The following is a 19674-nucleotide window of genomic DNA, read 5'->3' on the forward strand; positions in this document are numbered from 1 at the left end:
GTAGCGTATGGTTGAAGCACTATGTATGACCACGGAACCCCCGATTTCCCATGCCCTTGCTGCGGTTACATGGTGTTCACCATGGATCCCGGCAGCGGTCAGGTCTGTCCCATCTGCGGCTGGGAAGACAATCTCGCGCAGCTGCGTTTCCCGTTGATGCCCAATGTGGCCAACTGGGTCTCTCTGAAAGACGCCCAGGACAATTATCAAACCTGTGGGGCGGCGGAAAAACGCAATGCCGGTCTGACGCGGATGCCTTTCGAGTCCGAAGGAAGGGACGAGCATTGGCGTCCGCTGGACGTCGCGCGCGACAACGTCGAGGAACCCCGGCGCGGCGTGAACTACGCCGATTCCTATCCGGTGCAGGATGCCACGGTGCTGTATTACTGGCGCTCGACCTACTGGCGGCGCATCGTTGGATAGCGATAACGTGTTGTCGCTGCGGGCGCGCTAGTCAGACTGCGCGCCAAGCACGGCGCCGGCCAGCGCTTGAACGCTGACGGCATCCATCCCGGCCCGGAAAGGCAGACGGATCACGGGGCAGGAGACCCGGGGACGGATCTCGTTCAGATTGTCCATGCCGTCCGGCAGCGGTTCGGGCGTCACCTGGTTCAGAATCACCGCGGCGAGTTTCAGCCCGCGATGGGCGATCGCCTCGGCACACAGCAGCACATGGTTGATGGTACCCAGCCGGTCGGGGCTCACCAGCAGGAGGGGCAGGTCCAGGCGCTGCGCCAGGTCGGCATTCAGTCCATCCTGTGCCAGCGGTGAATAAAAGCCGCCGGCCCCCTCGACCCAGAGAAAATCCTGCGCATCGGCAGCGCAGGCGGATTGCAGATGATCCAGGGTCAACGGCACCGACTCGAGCGCTGCGGCCCGTGCGGGCGAGAGTGCGTGGCGCAGGCGGATGGGGCAGACGCGCATCAGGTCTTCACGCCTGCCAGCGGCATCCCACAGGCGGTGAGCGTCCGCCGGTTCCAGTTCACCGTTCTCATTTTCGGTGCATCCCGATTCGACGGGTTTGCGTACGGCGACCCGGTAGCCCTGTGCGGTTAAAAATTGCGTAACCAGGGTCCCCGTTTCGGTCTTGCCGACTTCGGTGTCGGTGGCGGTGACGAAGATGCCGGTCTTGGCGGGCGAGGTCTGCATGTGGCGGGTGAATAGATGCTTGTAGATGGCTCGGCGAGTCATTCTAACAAGCCGCGTTTATTCTGGAAGGCGTCAGGCGGCAAGGAGCATAGCGCATGAATCTTTATTTAAGGCTGCTGTGGTTTTGGCTTACGGCAGGGCGACGCGGTGCGGCGGGCCTGTTGGACGCCTGTGGTCTGAACCTGCGTGTCTGGCCGACGGACCTGGACACCAACCTTCACATGAACAACGGGCGCTATCTCACCCTCATGGATCTGGGACGCATGGATCTCATTCTGCGTACCGGCTTGTTCAGGGAGATGCGCAGACGACGCTGGTATCCGGTGGTGGCGGCCATCGATATACGCTATCTGCGCCCGCTCGCGCCATGGCAACGATATACCCTGCGTACCCGCGTGTTGTGCTGGGACGAGGCGTGGGTATTTCTGGAACAACGCTTCGAAAGCCGAGGCAAGCCCATGGCGCAGGCCGTGGTCAAAGGGCAGTTCCGCCGCGGGCGCGAACGGGTGGAGACCCGGAAGTTGCTGGAGGCGGTCGGCTGGCAGAACCCTTCACCGCCCATGCCCGAGGCGGTCGCTGCCTGGGTGGAAGGGCATCCCCACCGGACCTAGCAGGCTGTTGTTGTCTACTCATGTGGCACGATAGGGCGTCAAAAGCAGGCTCAAAATGCTCATTTACAGTTTGTAAACTGCGCTTTTTCGCCCGATTTTTCCTTCTCTCGCACTCACCTGAGCGACAATAACAGCCTACTAAGCCGTAAGGCGGTGCAGGGCCTCGGCGTATTTTTGCGCGGTTTTTGCTGCGATGTCGGCCGGCAGTTCGGGGCCGGGCGCGGTCTTGTCCCAGTCCAGGGTTTCCAGATAGTCGCGCACGAACTGCTTGTCGAACGAGGGCGGGCTGATGCCCGGCCGATACTGGTCGGCCGGCCAGAAGCGGGACGAATCGGGCGTCAGCGCCTCGTCGATCAAGTACAGGGTGCCGTCTTCGTCGAGGCCGAATTCGAACTTGGTGTCGGCGATGATGATGCCGCGCTCCAGGGCGTAGGCGGCGGCTTCCCGATACAGGGCGAGGCTGACATCGCGGACTTGCGCGGCCAGTGCCGGCCCCAGGAGTTCCGCGGCGGCAGCGAAATCGATGTTGATATCGTGGTCGCCGGCCTCGGCCTTGGTCGATGGGGTGAAAATCGGTTCAGGCAGGCGCCCGGCCTGTTCCAGGTTGTCCGGCAGGGGGATGCCGCACACGCTGCCTGTCTGGCGGTATTCCTTCCATCCCGAACCGATCAGGTAGCCGCGCACGATAGCTTCGATCGGCAGGGGTTTGAGGCGGCGCACGATGACGCTGCGTCCTTCGAGGGGGCGGCGTTCCTCGGTGTCCGGCAGCACCTCGGCGAGGTCCCGTCCGGTCAGGTGGTTCGGCACGATGTGTTGCAGCTTGTCGAACCAGAAGTTCGAGATTTGGGTGAGCACCCGGCCTTTGCCCGGAATCGGGGTGGGCAGTATGACATCGAAGGCGGAAAGCCGGTCCGTGGTGACGATGAGCATCTCCTCTTCGCCCACGGCGTAAATGTCACGCACCTTGCCGCGCGCGATCAGCGGCAGGCTGGATACGCTGCTTTCGAACAACGTCGTGGATTCAGTCATCGCGGTCGTTGGAGATGGTGCGGTCGAGCGATTTTTCGTAGGGGAAGCGGACGTGACCGTAACGGATCACCAGGATGGCGCAGGCGATGAGCAGCATGCCGGCGCTGACGGCCAGCAGCTGCCATTCGGTCATGTGTTTGGTATCCAGGATCAGGTGCCGCGCCAGTGCGACGATGGCGATGTACAGTGGCATACGTACCGGCAGTGCGCCGGAGGTCATGTACACCGCGACCATGGTGAAGACCTCGAGGTAAATGAACAGCAACAGCAGGTCGGCCAGGGTGACTTCGCGGGCCTCGGCCATGAGGTAGATTTCCTGGCCGCCGGCGATGATGGTGGCAATGGCGATAATGATGAGCGCGCCGATCTGAATGAAATCGAGGCTTTTGCGGGCCCAGCGAGGTGCGGTGTTGCGGTTGGAGTCGGTCATGCGAGGCATGATAGTGAGACCGTTGGTTCGCCACAAGCACCGGATTTACTGCCGTCAGCGAATTGACGGGCGCGCAGGGCGGGTCTAGCATTCGCCGTTTTGGCCGGCCTTTTAAAGAATAATCATGTCCGCGCTCCTCAAAGTCTCACGTGCGATCGACGTCTTCAATGGCTGGATCGGGCGGCTCATCTTCTGGCTGGTCCTGCTGATGATCCTGGTCGGCGTTTACAACGCCACGGTCCGTTATCTGGGCGGTTTCATCGGTCACAATCTGAGTTCGAATGCCTATCTCGAGCTGCAGTGGTATTTCTTCGGCGCCATCTTCATGCTGGGCGCATCCTACGCCCTGCAGAAGAACGCCCATGTGCGGGTCGATATCATCTATGCGCGGTTCTCCCCCAAGGGGCGTGCCTGGATAGACCTGATCGGCACCCTCGTCTTTCTGCTGCCGTTCTCCATCCTCGTGTTCTGGCTGTCGCTGCACTGGGTGGAGTTCTCCTGGCGTATCCATGAGACCTCTTCCAACCCGGGCGGGCTGCCGCGCTATCCGATCAAAACAGTGGTGCCGGTCGCCTTCGTGCTGCTGATCCTCCAGGGCGTCTCGCAGATCATCAAGGCGGTGGCCGTGATCCGCGGCCTGATACCGGACATGTTCCCCGAAGAAAACGATACCAAGGAGCCCAATCTGTGAGCGTCGACTGGATCGGCGGGGTGATGTTCCTCGTCGCGCTGTTGTTCATATTCAGTGGTTATCCGGTGGCGTTTGCTCTGGGCGGCACGGCCCTGGCCTTCGTGCCGCTCGGCATCTGGATGGGGTATTTCGATGCGTCCTGGCTGCAGGCGCTGCCGCAGCAGGTGTTCCGCATCATGGACAACTACACCCTGCTGGCGGTGCCCTTCTTTATCTATATGGGGACCATGCTGGAGAAATCGGGGCTGGCCGAGGACCTGTTGAAGACCATGGGCCAGCTGTTCGGCTCTTTGCGCGGTGGGCTGGCACTTTCCGTGGTGGTGGTCGGTACCCTGCTGGCGGCGGCCACCGGCGTGGTCGGGGCGACCGTGGTGGCGATGGGCATGATCTCCCTGCCGGTCATGATGCGCTACGGCTACGACAAAAAGCTCTCCACCGGCATCATCGCCGCCTCGGGCACCCTGGGGCAGGTCATTCCGCCGAGTATCGTCCTGATCGTTCTGGGCGACCAACTGGGCGTTTCGGTGGGCAGCCTGTTCCTGGGGGCGTTGCTGCCCGGCTTGTTGCTGGCCGGGATGTACGCCTTGTACGCGGGCGGCGTGGCCTATTTTCGGCCTGAAACCGCGCCGGCCCTGCCTGAGGAGGCACGGGCCAAGGACCGCGGCGACCTGATGCGCCGGGTCGGTCTGGTGATGATCCCGCCGCTGGCGCTGATCCTGGCCGTGCTCGGCTCGATTTTCGCCGGGATCGCCACCCCGACGGAGGCGGGCGCCTTCGGCGCGGTCGGTGCGATGATTCTGGCCGCCGTCAATCGCCGCCTGAACCTGAAAACCCTGCTCGGCACCATGGATGTCACCACCCGTCTGACGGCCATGGTGTTGTTTATCCTGGTCGGTTCGCGGGCCTTCTCGCTGGTGTTCCGCGGCTTCAACGGCGACCTGTGGGTCGACAGCTTCCTGACCAGCATGCCCGGCGGCGAGATCGGCTTTTTGCTGATGGCCAACCTGGTGATCTTTATCCTGGGTTTCTTTATCGATTTCTTCGAGATCGCGTTTATCGTGCTGCCGCTGCTGGCGCCCTCGGCGGCGCACATGGGCGTCGACATGCTCTGGTTCGGGGTGATGATCGCCATGAACCTGCAGACATCTTTCCTTACCCCGCCCTTCGGGTTTTCGCTATTCTATTTGCGGGGAGTGACCCCTCCCTCGATAAGCACGGGGCAGATTTATCGTGGTGTACTGCCCTTCATCGCCATCCAGCTCATCGGGCTGGCATTGGTCATTTTCTTCCCGCAGTTGGTACACCTGTTGGGAGCCTGAGGCTCAGACGCTGCGGGCCGGAGTTGATTGAGGAGGAGATAAGAACATGAAACGCAGAGACTTTCTCAAGAAGGTGGGTACCGGTGCCGTCGCAGGTGCAGGTCTGGCGGCGGCGCCTTACGTGAAGGCGGACAGCCCCCGTCTGCGCTGGCGCATGGCGACCAGCTGGCCGGTCAGTCTGGATACGATCTACGGCGGCGCGACCGATGTCGCCAAGCGTGTGGCCGAGCTGACCGACGGCAAGTTCCAGATCCGCCCCTACGCGGCGGGCGAGATCGTGGGCGGCCTGCAGGTGCTGGATGCCGTGTCCCAGGGCACGACGCAGATGGGCCATACCGCTTCTTATTACTACATCGGCAAGAATCCGTCGTTGGCTTTCGATTCGACCCTGCCGTTCGGTTTCAACGCCCGCCAGCAGTACGCCTGGCAGATGCACAACGGCGGCAACGACCTGCTGAACAAGCTGGTGTTCTCGCAGTTCAACATTCGCTCGCTGCCGGCCGGCAACACTGGCGGCCAGATGGGCGGCTGGTTCCGCAAACCTGTGCCGAATCTGAAGGCCCTGAACGGCATCAAGATGCGTATTCCCGGTTTCGGTGGCCAGGTCATGGCCCGCATGGGCGTGAATGTGCAGACCCTGGCCGGCGGGGATATCTACCCTGCGCTGGAGCGTGGCGTCATCGATGCCACCGAATTTGTCGGCCCGTACGATGACGAGAAGCTGGGCTTTTACCAGGTGGCCAAGTATTACTATGCGCCGAGCTGGTGGGAGCCGAACACCCAGCTGTCGCTGTACATCAACCAGGATGCCTGGAACAAGCTGCCCAAGGAGTATCAGGCGGCGGTGGCCTGTGCGGCGGCCGAGGCGAACCAGAACATGCTGTCCAAGTACGATGCCCTGAATCCGGTGGCCCTCAAGAGTCTGCTGTCCAAGGGCGTCAAGCTCGAGACCTACAGCAACGACATCCTCGAGGCCGCGCAGAAGCACGCCATGGATATCTACAGCGAACTGAACCAGAAGGACAAGACCTGGCGCCAGATCTTCGAGAACTGGATCAAGTTCCGCAACATGGAGTACGCTTGGTTCAATGCGAACGAACTGCGCTTTGCGGATTTTGCCTTTCCGCAGGCCGGCCTGAAGGATCTCTGATCCATGGCGGGGCACCCTCTGGTCGGTGTAGTGATGGGCTCGGACAGCGATTGGTTCGTGATGCGCCATGCGGTCGAGCAGCTCGAACACTTCGGCGTGCCGCATGAATACCGGGTGGTTTCCGCGCATCGCACGCCCGATCTGCTGTTCGAGTACGCCGAGAATGCGGCCTCGCGCGGCCTGCGTTGCCTGATCGCGGGCGCCGGCGGCGCCGCGCATCTGCCCGGCATGCTCGCGGCCAAGACCGCGCTGCCCGTCCTCGGGGTGCCCGTGCCGACGCGTTATCTCAAGGGGCAGGATTCGCTGTTCTCCATCGTGCAAATGCCCAAGGGCGTGCCGGTGGCGACCTTTGCCATCGGCGAGGCCGGCGCGGCGAACGCCGGCTTGTTCGCCGTCTCCATCCTGGCCGGCGAGGACAAGGCGCTCGCCGAGCGTCTGCACGGTTTCAGGCAGGCGCTGCGCGACAGCGTGCTGGGCATGCAGCTGCCGCCGGCGGAATGAGCTCGGCGGGTCCTATCCTGCCGGGCGCCACGCTCGGCATCCTGGGTGGCGGGCAGTTGGGCCGCATGTTTACGGTCGCGGCCCGTACCCTGGGTTATCACGTGGTCGTGCTCGATCCCGACGCCGACAGTCCGGCGGGACGCATGGCGGACGAACACCTGCACGCCGCCTATACCGATACCTGGGCGCTGGATCAGCTGGCCGCCACGTGTGCGGCGATTACCACTGAGTTCGAAAACATCCCCGCCGCCGTGATGGAGCGGCTGGCGCAAAGCGTTCCGGTGCGTCCGTCCGCGACGGCGCTGTCCAAGACCCAGAACCGCATTCACGAAAAGACCTTCATCCAGCAGACCGGACTGGCGACGGCCCCGTTTCATGCCGTCGAGAGCGAGGTGGACCTGGAGCAGGCCTTCGCCGCCGTCGGGGCACCCGCCATTCTCAAGCGCGCTTCACTGGGCTACGACGGCAAAGGGCAGGTCGGCGTCGACAGTCTGGCGACATTACAGCAGGGCTTTGCCGACCTGGGGGGCGTGCCCTGCGTGCTGGAGCGGCGCGTCCAACTCGAACGCGAGGTCTCGGTGGTGCTGGCGCGCAACTGCCACGGCGAGTCGCGCTGTTACCCGGTGGCCGAGAATCGCCATGTGGGGGGCATTCTGCACACCAGTATCGTGCCCGCCCGGGTGCCCGAGGCGCTGGCGAATCAGGCGCAGGTCATGGCGGTGCAACTGGCGGACGCTTTGGATTACTGCGGTGTGCTGGCGGTGGAGTTTTTTGTCGTCGACGGGCAGTTGCTGGTGAACGAGCTGGCGCCCCGGCCACACAACAGCGGTCACTACACCCTCGATGCCTGCGTCACCTCCCAGTTCGAGCAGCAGGTGCGCATGGTCTGCGGCCTGCCGTTCGGCGATACCCGCCTGCTGTCGCCGGTCGTGATGGTCAACCTGCTGGGAGATTTGTGGGGCGCGACACAGCCGGACTGGCTGGCCCTGCTCAGCGATGCCAGCGCCAAGCTGCATCTCTACGGCAAGCGCGAGGCCCGTCCGGGCCGCAAGATGGGGCATTTCTGCGTCCTGGACACCAACGTGGACGATGCCCTGACGCGGGCCGACGCCCTGTTCAGCCAACTCGCGGGCTAAGCCCTCTTCTTTAAAATTCCTTTTCCCTTCGCTCGGTGCGACCCGTCACGCCTGCGGGCGTGCCGGTATGAGGGACTTGGCGTAACCGCGGGCCTCGTCCAGGACAAAGGCGCGGAACGCCAGCGCCACCGGGGACAGGCGCTTGCCCTTGCGGAACACCAGATACCAGTGGCGGATAATCGGGAAGTCCTCCACATCCAGCGTGACGAGTCGTCCGGTTTCCAGTTCCAGCGCGGCGGTATGAATGGAGATGATGCCGAGACCGAGACCGGCTTCGACCGCCTGTTTGATGGCCTCGTTACTGCTCATCTCCATCCCGGTCGGCAGGGGCATACCGTGAAGGGCGAAAAACCGCTCGATCGCACCCCGCGTTCCCGAACCCAGTTCGCGCACCACGAAGGTTTCCTCGGCGAGGTCCTGCAACGGAATGTTGCGGCGTGAGGCCAGCGGGTGTTCGGGAGAGGCGACGATTACCAGCGGGTTTTCCATGAAGGCGAGGGCCTCCAGATCCATGCCGGACGGCGGTTCGCCCATGATGACGAGGTCGGTTTCGTTGTTCTCCAGCTGCCGCAACAGGCTTTCCCGGTTGGTGACGTCCAGGCTGACCGTGACGCCTTCGAAGCGGTGGGAGAAATCCGCCAGCAGGCGGGTGGTGAAGTAATTGGCCGTGGTCGCCACCGAGATATTGAGGTGGCCGCGCTGCCCGCCCTTGAGGGTGGCGATGACGTCGCCGGCCTCTTTGACCAGACCGGAGATGCGCCGGCCATAGTCGAACATTTCCTGACCGGCCTCGGTGAGAAAGATGCGTTTGCCGACCTGCTCGAACAGCGGCAGGCCGAGATTGTCCTCCAGCTGCTTGACCTGCATGGAGACCGCGGGCTGGGTGAGATGCAGCTCCTCCGCCGCACGGGTGAAGCTCAGATGCCGTGCCACCGCCTCGAAAACCTGAATCTGACGTAGGGTGAGATGCATGATGAATAGATTAAACCATAAATTAATACTTATGGTAATAATCATAAATCCTGAATTGTGTTGATGGAACGCGTTGCTATACTTCCATTCCCACTTGGCCGGAGCAGCAGTTTCCCGGCATCGGGTGCACCGAATTTTTTTGAACCCCTATTTGGGAGGAAGCCATCATGGCAGTGAAGAGCTACAGCGCGGGTGTTAAAGAATACCGCGAAACGTACTGGATGCCCGATTACACGCCCAAGGAAACCGATCTCCTGGCGTGCTTCAAGATCACCCCGCAGCCGGGTGTGCCGCGTGAAGAGGCCGCGGCCGCGGTGGCCGCCGAGTCTTCGACCGGTACCTGGACCACGGTGTGGACCGACCTGCTGACCGATCTGGACTACTACAAGGGCCGTGCCTATGCCATCGAGGACGTGCCCGGCGACGACACCTGCTTCTATGCCTTCATCGCCTACCCGATCGACCTGTTCGAGGAAGGCTCCGTCGTCAACGTGTTCACCTCGCTGGTGGGTAACGTGTTCGGTTTCAAGGCCGTGCGCGCCCTGCGTCTGGAAGACGTGCGCTTCCCCATCGCTTATGTGATGACCTGTAACGGTCCGCCGCACGGCATCCAGGTCGAGCGCGACATCATGAACAAGTACGGCCGTCCGATGCTGGGCTGCACCATCAAGCCCAAGCTGGGCCTGTCGGCCAAGAACTACGGCCGCGCCGTGTACGAGTGCCTGCGCGGCGGCCTGGACTTCACCAAGGACGATGAGAACGTCAACTCCCAGCCGTTCATGCGCTGGCGTCAGCGTTTCGACTTCGTCATGGAGGCCATCGACAAGGCCGAGCGCGAGACCGGCGAGCGCAAGGGTCACTACCTGAACGTCACTGCGCCGACCCCGGACGAGATGTTCAAGCGCGCCGAGTACGCCAAGGAGATCGGTGCCCCGATCATCATGCACGACTACATCACCGGTGGCTTCTGCGCCAACACCGGTCTGGCCCAGTGGTGTCAGGACAACGGAGTGCTGCTGCATATCCACCGCGCCATGCACGCCGTGCTCGACCGCAACCCGCACCACGGTATCCACTTCCGTGTGCTGACCAAGATCCTGCGTCTGTCCGGCGGTGACCACCTGCACACCGGCACCGTGGTCGGCAAGCTCGAGGGCGACCGCGAGTCCACTCTGGGCTGGATCGACCTGCTGCGCGAGTCCTACGTCAAGGAAGACCGCAGCCGCGGCATCTTCTTCGATCAGGACTGGGGTTCCATGCCCGGCGCCTTCGCCGTCGCCTCCGGTGGCATCCACGTCTGGCACATGCCTGCGCTGGTCACCATCTTCGGTGATGACTCGGTGCTCCAGTTCGGCGGCGGTACCCTGGGCCACCCCTGGGGCAACGCGGCCGGCGCCGCGGCCAACCGTGTCGCGCTGGAAGCCTGCGTCGAGGCCCGCAACCAGGGCCGTCAGCTGGAGAAGGAAGGCAAGGAGATCCTTACCGAGGCGGCCAAGAGCAGCCCAGAGCTGAAGGCCGCGATGGAGACCTGGAAGGAAATCAAGTTCGAATTCGACACCGTCGACAAGCTGGACGTTGCCCACAAGTAATGTCCCAAGCGGGGGCGGGTGCTGCCCGCCCCGCAGCTTGAATCGAATGCTTGATATCCCGAAACAGATATTTGAGGAAGCAACCAATGAGCGAGATGCAAGATTACAAGTCGAGCTTGACCGATGAGTCCAGCCGCAAGTTCGAGACCTTCTCGTACCTGCCGGCCATGGACAGCGAGCAGATTCGCAAGCAGGTCGAGTACATCGTCAGCAAGGGCTGGAACCCGGCCATCGAACACACCGAGCCGGAAAATTCCTTCGACCATTACTGGTACATGTGGAAGCTGCCCATGTTCGGTGAGACCGACGTCGATAAGATCCTGGCCGAAGCCGAAGCCTGCCACAAGGCGCACCCGAACAATCACGTGCGTCTGGTCGGTTACGATAACTTCGCGCAGTCCCAGGGCGCCGCGATGGTCATCTACCGCGGCAAGGCCGCTTAATCCGGTCAGGGTTAGCGTCTGATAGAGCCCCTGGCCGGTCTCCGGACAGGGGCATTTTTTTGCTTGAGTTTCAGATGTTGCAGGCCGGGGTTTATGGCTCGTACCTGTACGTGCTGCATGGTCCGACCTGTACCATTTGAACGTTTCGCCATTTTTGATTCACGAGTGAACCGAGGGTTTTTGTCATGAGTGATAAGAACATCGACCAGTACAAGATTGAGCAGGAGCCTTTCTACAAGGCCGTTGCCAACGAGATCGATCTTTATGAGGCCGCTTACCAGGCCCGCATGCCCGTCATGCTGAAAGGCCCGACTGGCTGCGGCAAGTCGCGCTTCGTCGAATACATGGCGTACAAGCTGGGACGCCCCCTGATCACCGTGGCCTGTAACGAGGACATGACTGCTTCCGATCTGGTGGGTCGCTTCCTGCTCGACGCCAGTGGTACGCGCTGGCAGGATGGCCCGCTGACCATCGCCGCGCGCATTGGCGCCATCTGCTACCTGGATGAGGTGGTCGAGGCACGCCAGGACACCACGGTGGTGATCCATCCGCTGACCGACCACCGCCGCACCCTGCCGCTCGAGAAAAAGGGCGAGCTGGTTGCCGCACACGAGGACTTCCAGCTGGTGATCTCCTACAACCCCGGTTATCAGAACCTGATGAAGGACCTGAAGCAGTCGACCAAGCAGCGTTTCGGCGCCCTGGACTTCGACTATCCCTCGGCCGAGGTCGAGACCGAGATCGTCGCCCACGAAACCGGGATCGATGCGGAGACCGCGGGCAAGCTGGTGCAGATCGCGCACCGTGCGCGCAACCTCAAGGGGCACGGTCTGGACGAGGGTATCTCCACCCGTCTGCTGGTCTACGCAGGGCAACTTATCAACAAGGGCATCGATGCCCAGGCTGCCTGTGCCATGACCCTGGTCCGTCCGATTACCGATGACCCGGACATGCGCGATACGCTGGACGCGGCGGTCGGCACCTACTTCTGATATCCGCATGCGTCCGTTGGCGGAGTACGTCTCCAAACTAAAGCGGGACATCGTCTTCGAAGCGACGCTGAATGGTCGAGCGTTCCGCTTTCGCAGCACCTGGGGACTGTTCTCGCCGCGAGAAATCGACGAAGGCAGCCGCCTGCTGTTGCGGCATATCGAGGTGGCGCCCGATGCGGACTGCCTCGATCTGGGCTGCGGCTACGGGCCGATCGGCCTGACGCTGGCGAGTATGGCGCCGCAGGGGCGCACGCTGCTGGCGGACAAGGATTTCGTGGCCGTGGAATACGCGCGCCGAAACATCGAGGCGAACCGGCTGGAAAACTGCGAGGCGCAACTCAGCAACGGCTTCGCACAACTGGGTGAGCGGCGTTTCGATCTGGTGGCCTCGAACATTCCGGCCAAGGTCGGGCGGGAACTGCTCTACATCCTGTTGTATGACGCCTGGCATCACCTCAACCCCGGTGGACGTTTCTACGTGGTCACGATCACCGGCTTGAGAGAATTCTTCGCCCGCGCCATGCGCGAAGTGTTCGGCAATTACGACAAGGTCAAGCAGGGCAGGCAGTACACGGTTGCCTGTGCCGTGCGTGACCCCCGGGCCGAAAAGCCCGGTGCCGTAAGCGAGGGTTAGCGATGAAAATCGATCTGAGCGAATACGAGGACTGCATCCTAAACGGTGCTCCGGAGGTCAAGGAGGTCTTCGACGCGAGCTTCAATGAAGCCGCGCGCGTCATGGGCCCGCAGGGGCAGCATAACTATCTCGAAGGCGCGCGCGCCTTCTGCGAGCTGGGGCGCGGCCCCTATCTGGTGGCCGCCTGGCTGGAATCCATGCCCGCCGTGTGCAAGGAGGTGGGCGACGGTGTCATCCCGGATGTGGTGACCTCGGCCATGAAGCTGACCTCCATGGTCAGTGGCGAGGTGATCCGTCTGATGCTCGGTACGCTGCCCACCGCCGCCCGGCGCCTGGGTGATTCCGAACTGCTGATCAAATACCTGGCGCTGATCCACCAGCTTTCCGCCAAGGTGCCGCGTGGCCTGCGCCCCATGCTGGAGCGCCTGGACGAGTTGCTCGGCAAGCTCACCCTGGGCGGTTTGCGGCGCTGGGCGTTGTGGGGCGCCCAGGCCTACGCGCGCGATTTCGCCAAGCAGACCGCCTACTTCAGCCTGGAATCACCGGACAGCCAGAAGATGCTGCAGCAGGAACGGCGCGGCACGTTGTTTGTCGATACCCAACGCAAACTCAATTTCTACCTGCGCGCCCTGTGGGGCCGGGATTTCTTCCTGCGCCCGACCTCCGGCGACTACGAGAGCCGCGAAGGTATGCGACCTTTCCTGGAGCAGGGCGTGGTGCACGTGCCGGACGCTTATGACGACGTCAACGGCATCCCCGGCCTGGAACTGTACCGTGCCGCCTGTGCCCATGCCGCGGCTCACCTGTCGTACACTCTGGCGCCGATCTCTGCCGAGGCGCTGAATCCGGTGCAGATGTTCCTGATCGGCATGATCGAGGACGCGCGCGTCGAACATCTCGCCATCGCCGAATTCCCCGGCCTGCGCAAACTGTGGCGTCAGTTCCACGATTTGCCGCGCGAAGGCGATGTGGACCCGGCCGTCGCCGTGCTGGAACGTTTGGCCGGTGCGCTGCTGGCCGGTCAGGCACAGCCCGGGGACGACCCGCTGATCGGCGAGACGGTGGAGGAGTTCAATACCCGGATATCCCAGGATGCGACAAACAGCCAGCTTTCCTGGGATATCGGTGTGACGCTCTACAACCGCCTCAACGAGCACCTGTCCGTACCTTCGCTGCGTCTGCTGGAGCAGACCCTGAACATTCCCTATCGCGACGATAACCGCATCATCTGGGAATTCGCGGAAAATGTCTGGGACGAAACGGCCGAGTACGTTCCGGCCAGCCAGCGGCAGGTGCGCAAGACGGTATCCGCGATCGAGATGGCCAACGAGGTCGACTGCGAACTGGCCGGCGACGATGCGCAGGAAATCTGGCGCCTGGAGACGGAACTGTTCCCGTACGAGGACAACGGCGTCAGCTACAACGAGATGGAGGGCAAGGAACCCGTCTCGGAGCCCTATCACTACAACGAGTGGGACTACCAGGTGCAGCTGTACCGACCCGACTGGGTGACGGTGCTGGAAAAGCGCCAGTCCAAGGGCGACCCGGAAGACATCGACCAGATACTGGTCGAGCACAAGCCGATCGCCAGTCGCCTGCGCCACATCATCGACGCCCTGATTCCCCAGGGCATCATACGCAAACGCCATCAGGAGGACGGCGACGAGATCGACATCAATGCCGCCATACGCGCGATGATCGATCTGCGCATGGGCGAGATGCCCGACCAGCGCATTAACATCCGTTACGAGCGCAAACTGCGCGATCTGGCCGTGTTGGTGCTGCTCGACCTGTCCGAATCCACCAACGAGGTGTTGGGCGATTCCGACCGGCCGGTCATCCAGCTGGCGCGCGAGGCCACCGCATTGCTGTCCTGGGCGGTGGACGGCATCGGCGACCCCTTCGCCATTCACGGTTTTGCCTCCGACAGTCGCCATGACGTCCAGTACTACCGGTTCAAGGATTTCGATGCACCCTACGACGATGAGGTGCGCGCCCGCCTGGCCGGCATGAAGGGCGGCTATTCCACGCGTATGGGCGCCGCGTTCCGGCATGCGGCCCATTATCTTTCGCACCAGCCGCAGCAAAAGAAGCTGCTGCTGCTGGTGTCCGACGGCGAGCCGGCGGATATCGACGTCAAGGACCCGCAGTACCTGCGCCACGACACTAAGAAGGCTGTGGATGAACTGGGGCGTGAGGGCATCCGCACCTACTGCCTGACCCTGGACCCCCATGCTGACGACTACGTCTCGCGCATTTTCGGGCCGAACGGCTACACCGTGGTCGATCACGTGCAGCGCCTGCCCGAGCGTCTACCCTCGTTGTTCGCGAGCCTCACGAGCTGATCGGGATGGATCCTATCGCTAGCCTGATTGCAGGATTCGCCGGCCTGAGTTCACGTCAGTACCGGGAGAGCAGGAAGTTCCGTCAGCTGGTGGAACGCGGCCAGTCGCCGCGCATTGTGCTGGTGGCCTGCTCGGACTCGCGGGTCGATCCCTCGCTGATGCTGGACTGCAATCCGGGGGATCTGTTCGTGATCCGCAACGTCGCGAATCTGGTGCCGCCCTGCGAGGAAAGCGGTACCTATCACGGCACCAGTGCCGCATTGGAATACGCGATCTGCCAGCTCGGCGTGGAACACGTGATCGTCATGGGGCATGCACGTTGTGGCGGCATTCAGGCGCTGATTGACGGTCCTTCGGATACGGGCGGCTTTATCGGCCGATGGGTCTCGCTGGCCAAGCCCGCGCTGGAGAAGACGAACCGGCAACTGGGACCGTCCGCCGATCCGGCCGAGCGTGCCCAATGCTGTGAATTGGAATCCATCAAGCAGTCGCTGATCAACCTGAAGACCTTTCCCTGGATCGAGGAACGGCTGGAAAGCGGCCGGCTCCAGCTGCACGGCTGGTATTTCGACCTCGTGGAAGGCCGTTTGCTGGGCCACGATACGGCCGATGACGCCTTCCACGTACTGACGCCGTAGCCCTCTGGCACCCCGCCGGCAAACGGGGGATGATGAACATACGCCGGTCCGGTGTGGAACGTCGTCTCACCAGGCGCTGGCTGGGAGGAGGGTTTCAATGGATATACGGGAAACCTTTCGGCGCGGAACGGTGTTGGAGCGCATTGCCAGCACGCTGCCGGCCGACATCTATAACCGCGCCCATCTCTTGCTGAGCCGCTGCGGTCGCAACTGCCTGTTCGTGCCTATCCGGGCCATCCAGTACATGGCGGTGATCGACGCGGAGGAAATCATCTTCGTGGACGGCCAGGGCGACCGTTCGGTTGAGCTGGCCTGGCGTGAATTTCGTCCCCAGGCGCGCGATGCGTTGCACGAGCCGGTGCCGTTCATGGTTGAGATCAATCAGATCAAGGGCTACGAAACGATGAAATTCCTGCAGGGCGAGTTCGCCAAGGCGTTGCTCGTACTGGAGCAGCGTTCCCGTGCGACGCAGGGTGCGACAACGGCCTCGGTACACAAGCTCGACCGGCATTGACCCGGTAGTCCATCATTACCCGCTATGAATATCACCCCGGATCAGGTCTTCGGCGATTTCCGCCTGCTGGACGATACGATTTACGTGGTCGTGCTGGCGCAGGCCGTGCGCCTGGCGCCGTGGCGGCGTCTGCTGCACAGCGAACAGCTGAATATGTACCTCATATCCATCGGCGCGCTGGTCGCCTTGTGGAGCCTGCGGGCCGGGGTCGAGCCGGGACTGGATCTGCACTATCTCGGACTTACGGCGCTGACGCTGGTGTTCGGCTGGCAACTGGCGGTGATCGCCGGCACCGCCGCCCTGCTGGTCCAGGGCTGGCTGTTTTCCGATCTGCACTGGTCGGTGTTTTCGGTCAATGCCCTGATCACCATGGTCGTACCGGTGGCGGTGACCTATGCCTTGTATCGTCTGGCCGACCGCAAGCTGCCTAACCACTTTGCCGTGTATATCTTTTTTACGGTGTTCTTCAACGCCATTATCGCGATCCTGCTCAGCACCCTGCTGTTCACCGGTTTGTTGCTGATCAACAATGCGTATCCGCTGCACACCCTGGTGCGCGATTACCTGGCCTACCTGCCACTGGTGTTGTTGCCCGAGGCCTTGCTCAACGGCATGATCATGACGGTCGTCGTGGTCCTCAAACCACAGTGGGTCGCCTGCTTCGACCGCGAACGTTACCTGGACGCGAACTGACGCGGCGCGGTCTGTCGGAATAGATTCCAGCCAATAAAACGCCACCATCGTGGCGGGTGGCGCCACGCAAGTGGCCGATGTTCTTCTTGCGAGCCATAATCTAAGGAAGAGCGGAGAGCCACGACATGACAGGCATGGCCACCCAGCCCGGACGTGGAAAAACCGCCTTGATTCTTGCCGGCGGCGGCGCCCGCGCCGCGTATCAGGTTGGTATCGTCAAGGCGGTGGCCGAGTTGTTGCCACGTAATGCGCCCAATCCGTTTCCCATCCTGTGCGGCTCGTCCGCCGGCGCCATCAATGCGGCCGCATTGGCCTCTTCCGCACTGCACTTTCATCGCGGCGCGGAGCATCTCGAAGCCGTGTGGCGCAACATGGTGGTCAGCCAGATTTTGCGTACCGAGCCGCTGCATGTCCTCAGACACGGCCTGCACTGGGTCGCAGCGCTACTGCTGGGTGGTATCGGCGGGCTCAATCCACGTTCGCTGCTCGATAACTCGCCGTTGCAGGCATTGCTCGAAGGGCACATTCCCCTGATCCGCGTCCAGCAGGCGATCGATGCGGGCATGCTGACGGCGCTGGCGGTGACCGTCTGCAGTTATCACAGCGGGCGCTCGATCAGCTACTTTCAGGGTGTCGAAGAACTGGCCGGCTGGAGCAGGGCGCGGCGCATCGGCCGGCCGGCAGAGATTCACTACGCTCATCTCAAGGCCTCCACGGCCATCCCGCTGGTGTTCCCGGCGGAGGAAATCGACGGCCGCTATTACGGCGACGGCTCCATGCGCCAGACCGCGCCCATCTCGCCCGCTTTGCATTTGGGGGCGGACCGGGTGCTGGTCGTCGGCGTGCAGCATGAAACCGAAACACCCCATCAGCCCGGGCGCATGGCGTATCCCGGCATCGGACAGATTGCGGGCCATGTGCTGGACACCCTGTTCATGGACAGTCTGGGTACCGACCTGGAGCGCCTGGAACGCATCAATCTGACCCTGAAGACCCTGGGGTCAGGTGATGCGGGGGGGATGAGCGTTCCGCTGCGGCAGATCGATACCCTGGTGATCACCCCGAGCCGCAATCTCGCCGAGATGGCGCAGGACTATATCGGCGCGTTTCCCGGGACGGTGCGTCATCTGTTGCGTGGGATTGGCGTGCGGCGCAAACAGGGCGAGGAATTGACCAGCTATCTGCTGTTTGACGGCAATTACTGCGGTGCCTTGATCGATCTCGGCTACCGGGATGCAATGGCGCAGCGGGAGGCGCTGCGGCGTTTTCTGGGGATCGAAGACGAGACCGGCCCCGCCGGAAAGGCGGGGCCGGTAAGTCGATCCGAAGAGGTTGGTGCCTAGCGGAAGCGCGGGGCGCCGAAATGGTGCACGAAGCCGATGGTCCAGGTGTCGAAGGAGGAATCGACCTTGGTGGGCAGGCTGATGCCGTTGACTTCCTTGATCTTGCCCTGGTTGTAGCGGACCCATTCGAGCGAGACGGCGGTGTTGGGGGCGCCGAACAGCTCTATGCCGGCTCCGTAGGCAACCGTGCTCAGGTTGTCGTTCACGCTGTCGCTACCCTTCTTGATGAAGTGGCTGGTCAGGTAGCCGCCGCCGGCGAGGGCGTAGACGTTGACGTCCTTGAAGGGCAGGTTGCCGCGTACGAAGGCGCCGTAGAAGCTGCGCAGGGTCTTGTCGCCTTCGCCGTCGCGTACACCGCCGTGCAGTTCCACGCCCAGGTAGGGCAGGATGTCCAGGCCGATTTTGGCCTTGTAGACGTTGTAATCGAGCGTGTTATTGGCGAAATAGCCCGTGTTGTTGTCCAGGTGGACATTGCCCACGCCCCCTGCGAGGCCGAAATACATGCGCGGCATTTCGGCGAGCGCCGGACCGGAAGCCAACAGGGTGGTGATCAGCAGCAGGTATTTGATTTTCATGCCCTTACTCCGCGGGTTCGGATATGGTCTTGTGTTGGTCGGGCGCGGAACACAGGGATCCGCCTCTCCCTTGGGGTGCCTAGCTCTGCGCTGGAATATAGCCCAGAAGCATCGGCAATTCAAACGGTTATTGCAATTATTGAGCGTGTTTTCTTAAGTTTTGGCGCTTCCGGGTGGGCCAGGGCGTCAAAATAGGCTGCGGCCAAGCGTCGCCACGACGATGTTGATCAGCCCGAGACTCAGGTTGAGGCCGATCAGTTTGCGAATCTGACCCAGGGCTACGCCCCCGGATTTCCATTCCTCGCCGGCTACCGCGCGCCGAAGGCGTTTGTACGGTGCGAAAAATACATGGAAGTAGATCAGCATCATCAGAATGCCGATGCCGTTCATGATGTGGACGTAGGGCGGTGCGGCTTTCATCCCGCCCAGCGGACCGAGCAGCATCCAGTAACCGGTGGCCAGGATCAGGACGACGGCGACCCAGACCCAGGGAAAGAATTTGGCGAACGTGCCGGCCCACAGCCTCAGGCGTTCGGGGGGCTGCAGCTGCGACGTGGCGACGGGGCGCAAGGCCATGTAGGCGAAGAACATACCGCCGACCCAGATGGTGACGGAGAGGACGTGCAGGGCAAGGGGCAGGGTGAGATTCATATTGCCTGTTTCCTCGGGTAGAAAAATGGCCCTCATTCTGCGGTAAGGGCCTGCATCCGGACAAGTCGTAAGGCTGAAATAGTCGCCCTGATCGGGTAAAGTGCGCCCCTCTAAAAACGCTTAAATATGGGTCGGATCATGGCTAACGACAATCTGATTGCACCCTCCATCCTGTCCGCGGATTTCGCGCGCCTGGGCGAGGAGGTCGACAACGTCCTGAAGGCGGGCGCCGACATCGTCCATTTCGATGTCATGGACAACCACTACGT

The 19674-nt window shown here is 62.3% G+C and carries 23 protein-coding genes; 17 read left to right on the top strand and 6 right to left on the bottom strand.

The window, feature by feature from the left end; genetic code table 11:
• Positions 1-21 precede the first annotated feature (21 nt).
• Positions 22-423, top strand: a complete 402-nt coding sequence (locus P8Y64_02685) for a CPCC family cysteine-rich protein (protein MEJ2059382.1) — start codon at positions 22-24, stop codon at positions 421-423.
• A 27-nt stretch (positions 424-450) separates the two neighbouring features.
• On the opposite strand, the gene bioD is transcribed toward P8Y64_02685, so the two are convergent.
• Positions 451-1191: a dethiobiotin synthase gene (gene bioD / locus P8Y64_02690; GenBank protein MEJ2059383.1), complete on the bottom strand. Its 741-nt coding sequence runs from the start codon at positions 1189-1191 to the stop codon at positions 451-453.
• A 53-nt stretch (positions 1192-1244) separates the two neighbouring features.
• Between bioD and P8Y64_02695 the strand changes: the two genes are divergently transcribed.
• Positions 1245-1760: a thioesterase family protein gene (locus P8Y64_02695; GenBank protein ID MEJ2059384.1), complete on the top strand. Its 516-nt coding sequence runs from the start codon at positions 1245-1247 to the stop codon at positions 1758-1760.
• A gap of 138 nt (positions 1761-1898) precedes the next feature.
• On the opposite strand, the gene P8Y64_02700 is transcribed toward P8Y64_02695, so the two are convergent.
• Positions 1899-2789 (bottom strand): phosphoribosylaminoimidazolesuccinocarboxamide synthase, encoded by an 891-nt coding sequence (locus P8Y64_02700; protein MEJ2059385.1) that lies wholly within the window; start codon positions 2787-2789, stop codon positions 1899-1901.
• A complete protein-coding gene (locus tag P8Y64_02705; GenBank protein MEJ2059386.1) occupies positions 2782-3219 on the bottom strand; it encodes a phosphate-starvation-inducible PsiE family protein in 438 nt (145 codons plus the stop codon). The genes P8Y64_02700 and P8Y64_02705 overlap by 8 nt, the downstream gene beginning before the upstream one ends.
• 124 nt (positions 3220-3343) lie before the next feature.
• Here P8Y64_02705 and P8Y64_02710 point away from each other — a divergent pair, with 124 nt between their 5' ends.
• The 5 genes from P8Y64_02710 to P8Y64_02730 are packed head-to-tail and all read left to right on the top strand — an operon-like array spanning position 3344 to position 8016.
• Positions 3344-3910, top strand: coding sequence for a TRAP transporter small permease subunit (locus P8Y64_02710; protein MEJ2059387.1), 567 nt, complete (start codon positions 3344-3346; stop codon positions 3908-3910).
• Positions 3907-5229: a TRAP transporter large permease subunit gene (locus P8Y64_02715; protein ID MEJ2059388.1), complete on the top strand. Its 1323-nt coding sequence runs from the start codon at positions 3907-3909 to the stop codon at positions 5227-5229. The genes P8Y64_02710 and P8Y64_02715 overlap by 4 nt, the downstream gene beginning before the upstream one ends.
• Before the next feature lie 46 nt (positions 5230-5275).
• Positions 5276-6379, top strand: coding sequence for a TRAP transporter substrate-binding protein DctP (gene dctP / locus P8Y64_02720; GenBank protein ID MEJ2059389.1), 1104 nt, complete (start codon positions 5276-5278; stop codon positions 6377-6379).
• 3 nt (positions 6380-6382) lie between these two features.
• Positions 6383-6880, top strand: a complete 498-nt coding sequence (gene purE / locus P8Y64_02725) for a 5-(carboxyamino)imidazole ribonucleotide mutase (GenBank protein MEJ2059390.1) — start codon at positions 6383-6385, stop codon at positions 6878-6880.
• Positions 6877-8016 carry a 5-(carboxyamino)imidazole ribonucleotide synthase gene (locus P8Y64_02730; protein ID MEJ2059391.1) on the top strand — a complete coding sequence of 380 codons (1140 nt, stop codon included), beginning with the start codon at positions 6877-6879 and terminating at the stop codon, positions 8014-8016. Before purE ends, P8Y64_02730 begins: the two co-directional genes overlap by 4 nt.
• 45 nt (positions 8017-8061) lie before the next feature.
• Here the strand turns inward: P8Y64_02730 and P8Y64_02735 are convergent, their stop codons facing one another.
• A complete protein-coding gene (locus tag P8Y64_02735) occupies positions 8062-8988 on the bottom strand; it encodes a LysR family transcriptional regulator (protein ID MEJ2059392.1) in 927 nt (308 codons plus the stop codon).
• Positions 8989-9155: 167 nt separating this feature from the next.
• Here P8Y64_02735 and P8Y64_02740 point away from each other — a divergent pair, with 167 nt between their 5' ends.
• The 9 genes from P8Y64_02740 (at position 9156) to P8Y64_02780 (ending at position 18179) form a co-directional block, all read left to right on the top strand.
• Positions 9156-10577 (top strand): form I ribulose bisphosphate carboxylase large subunit, encoded by a 1422-nt coding sequence (locus tag P8Y64_02740; GenBank protein ID MEJ2059393.1) that lies wholly within the window; start codon positions 9156-9158, stop codon positions 10575-10577.
• Positions 10578-10663: 86 nt separating this feature from the next.
• Positions 10664-11020 (top strand): ribulose bisphosphate carboxylase small subunit, encoded by a 357-nt coding sequence (locus P8Y64_02745; GenBank protein MEJ2059394.1) that lies wholly within the window; start codon positions 10664-10666, stop codon positions 11018-11020.
• A gap of 185 nt (positions 11021-11205) precedes the next feature.
• Positions 11206-12012, top strand: coding sequence for a CbbQ/NirQ/NorQ/GpvN family protein (locus P8Y64_02750; GenBank protein ID MEJ2059395.1), 807 nt, complete (start codon positions 11206-11208; stop codon positions 12010-12012).
• Positions 12013-12019: 7 nt separating this feature from the next.
• Complete coding sequence (locus P8Y64_02755) at positions 12020-12646, top strand: methyltransferase (GenBank protein MEJ2059396.1); 627 nt, start codon at positions 12020-12022, stop codon at positions 12644-12646.
• A 2-nt stretch (positions 12647-12648) separates the two neighbouring features.
• On the top strand, positions 12649-14991 hold the full coding sequence (locus P8Y64_02760; GenBank protein MEJ2059397.1) for a VWA domain-containing protein: 2343 nt from the start codon (positions 12649-12651) through the stop codon (positions 14989-14991).
• 5 nt (positions 14992-14996) lie between these two features.
• Positions 14997-15629: a carbonic anhydrase gene (locus tag P8Y64_02765; protein ID MEJ2059398.1), complete on the top strand. Its 633-nt coding sequence runs from the start codon at positions 14997-14999 to the stop codon at positions 15627-15629.
• Between the two features lie 97 nt (positions 15630-15726).
• Positions 15727-16143, top strand: a complete 417-nt coding sequence (locus P8Y64_02770; protein MEJ2059399.1) for a hypothetical protein — start codon at positions 15727-15729, stop codon at positions 16141-16143.
• Positions 16144-16167: 24 nt separating this feature from the next.
• Positions 16168-16836 (top strand): energy-coupling factor ABC transporter permease, encoded by a 669-nt coding sequence (locus tag P8Y64_02775; GenBank protein MEJ2059400.1) that lies wholly within the window; start codon positions 16168-16170, stop codon positions 16834-16836.
• Positions 16837-16961: 125 nt separating this feature from the next.
• Complete coding sequence (locus tag P8Y64_02780) at positions 16962-18179, top strand: patatin-like phospholipase family protein (protein ID MEJ2059401.1); 1218 nt, start codon at positions 16962-16964, stop codon at positions 18177-18179.
• Here P8Y64_02780 and P8Y64_02785 read toward each other — a convergent pair.
• A complete protein-coding gene (locus tag P8Y64_02785; protein ID MEJ2059402.1) occupies positions 18176-18754 on the bottom strand; it encodes an outer membrane beta-barrel protein in 579 nt (192 codons plus the stop codon). The genes P8Y64_02780 and P8Y64_02785 overlap by 4 nt on opposite strands.
• Positions 18755-18940: 186 nt before the next feature.
• Positions 18941-19405 (bottom strand): CopD family protein, encoded by a 465-nt coding sequence (locus tag P8Y64_02790; protein ID MEJ2059403.1) that lies wholly within the window; start codon positions 19403-19405, stop codon positions 18941-18943.
• 138 nt (positions 19406-19543) lie between these two features.
• Here P8Y64_02790 and P8Y64_02795 point away from each other — a divergent pair.
• A partial coding sequence (locus P8Y64_02795) for a ribulose-phosphate 3-epimerase (GenBank protein MEJ2059404.1) occupies positions 19544-19674 on the top strand: 131 nt, incomplete at its 3' end.

This window comes from Gammaproteobacteria bacterium (genome assembly GCA_037388465.1).
Classification (GTDB): Bacteria; Pseudomonadota; Gammaproteobacteria; order SpSt-1174; family SpSt-1174; genus JARRKE01.

What these genes read in the sequence shown, in the direction of transcription:
- P8Y64_02770 (MEJ2059399.1), top strand. Translation starts at nt 15,727, where the DNA reads ATGGATATACGGGAAACCTTTCGGCGCGGAACGGTGTTGGAGCGCATT.
- P8Y64_02745 (MEJ2059394.1), top strand. Translation starts at nt 10,664, where the DNA reads ATGAGCGAGATGCAAGATTACAAGTCGAGCTTGACCGATGAGTCCAGC.
- P8Y64_02780 (MEJ2059401.1), top strand. Translation starts at nt 16,962, where the DNA reads ATGACAGGCATGGCCACCCAGCCCGGACGTGGAAAAACCGCCTTGATT.
- P8Y64_02750 (MEJ2059395.1), top strand. Translation starts at nt 11,206, where the DNA reads ATGAGTGATAAGAACATCGACCAGTACAAGATTGAGCAGGAGCCTTTC.
- P8Y64_02730 (MEJ2059391.1), top strand. Translation starts at nt 6,877, where the DNA reads ATGAGCTCGGCGGGTCCTATCCTGCCGGGCGCCACGCTCGGCATCCTG.
- purE (MEJ2059390.1), top strand. Translation starts at nt 6,383, where the DNA reads ATGGCGGGGCACCCTCTGGTCGGTGTAGTGATGGGCTCGGACAGCGAT.
- dctP (MEJ2059389.1), top strand. Translation starts at nt 5,276, where the DNA reads ATGAAACGCAGAGACTTTCTCAAGAAGGTGGGTACCGGTGCCGTCGCA.
- P8Y64_02760 (MEJ2059397.1), top strand. Translation starts at nt 12,649, where the DNA reads ATGAAAATCGATCTGAGCGAATACGAGGACTGCATCCTAAACGGTGCT.
- P8Y64_02705 (MEJ2059386.1), bottom strand. Translation starts at nt 3,219, where the DNA reads ATGACCGACTCCAACCGCAACACCGCACCTCGCTGGGCCCGCAAAAGC.
- P8Y64_02700 (MEJ2059385.1), bottom strand. Translation starts at nt 2,789, where the DNA reads ATGACTGAATCCACGACGTTGTTCGAAAGCAGCGTATCCAGCCTGCCG.
- P8Y64_02685 (MEJ2059382.1), top strand. Translation starts at nt 22, where the DNA reads ATGTATGACCACGGAACCCCCGATTTCCCATGCCCTTGCTGCGGTTAC.
- P8Y64_02765 (MEJ2059398.1), top strand. Translation starts at nt 14,997, where the DNA reads ATGGATCCTATCGCTAGCCTGATTGCAGGATTCGCCGGCCTGAGTTCA.
- P8Y64_02735 (MEJ2059392.1), bottom strand. Translation starts at nt 8,988, where the DNA reads ATGCATCTCACCCTACGTCAGATTCAGGTTTTCGAGGCGGTGGCACGG.
- P8Y64_02740 (MEJ2059393.1), top strand. Translation starts at nt 9,156, where the DNA reads ATGGCAGTGAAGAGCTACAGCGCGGGTGTTAAAGAATACCGCGAAACG.
- P8Y64_02775 (MEJ2059400.1), top strand. Translation starts at nt 16,168, where the DNA reads ATGAATATCACCCCGGATCAGGTCTTCGGCGATTTCCGCCTGCTGGAC.
- P8Y64_02710 (MEJ2059387.1), top strand. Translation starts at nt 3,344, where the DNA reads ATGTCCGCGCTCCTCAAAGTCTCACGTGCGATCGACGTCTTCAATGGC.
- bioD (MEJ2059383.1), bottom strand. Translation starts at nt 1,191, where the DNA reads ATGACTCGCCGAGCCATCTACAAGCATCTATTCACCCGCCACATGCAG.
- P8Y64_02785 (MEJ2059402.1), bottom strand. Translation starts at nt 18,754, where the DNA reads ATGAAAATCAAATACCTGCTGCTGATCACCACCCTGTTGGCTTCCGGT.
- P8Y64_02695 (MEJ2059384.1), top strand. Translation starts at nt 1,245, where the DNA reads ATGAATCTTTATTTAAGGCTGCTGTGGTTTTGGCTTACGGCAGGGCGA.
- P8Y64_02755 (MEJ2059396.1), top strand. Translation starts at nt 12,020, where the DNA reads ATGCGTCCGTTGGCGGAGTACGTCTCCAAACTAAAGCGGGACATCGTC.
- P8Y64_02790 (MEJ2059403.1), bottom strand. Translation starts at nt 19,405, where the DNA reads ATGAATCTCACCCTGCCCCTTGCCCTGCACGTCCTCTCCGTCACCATC.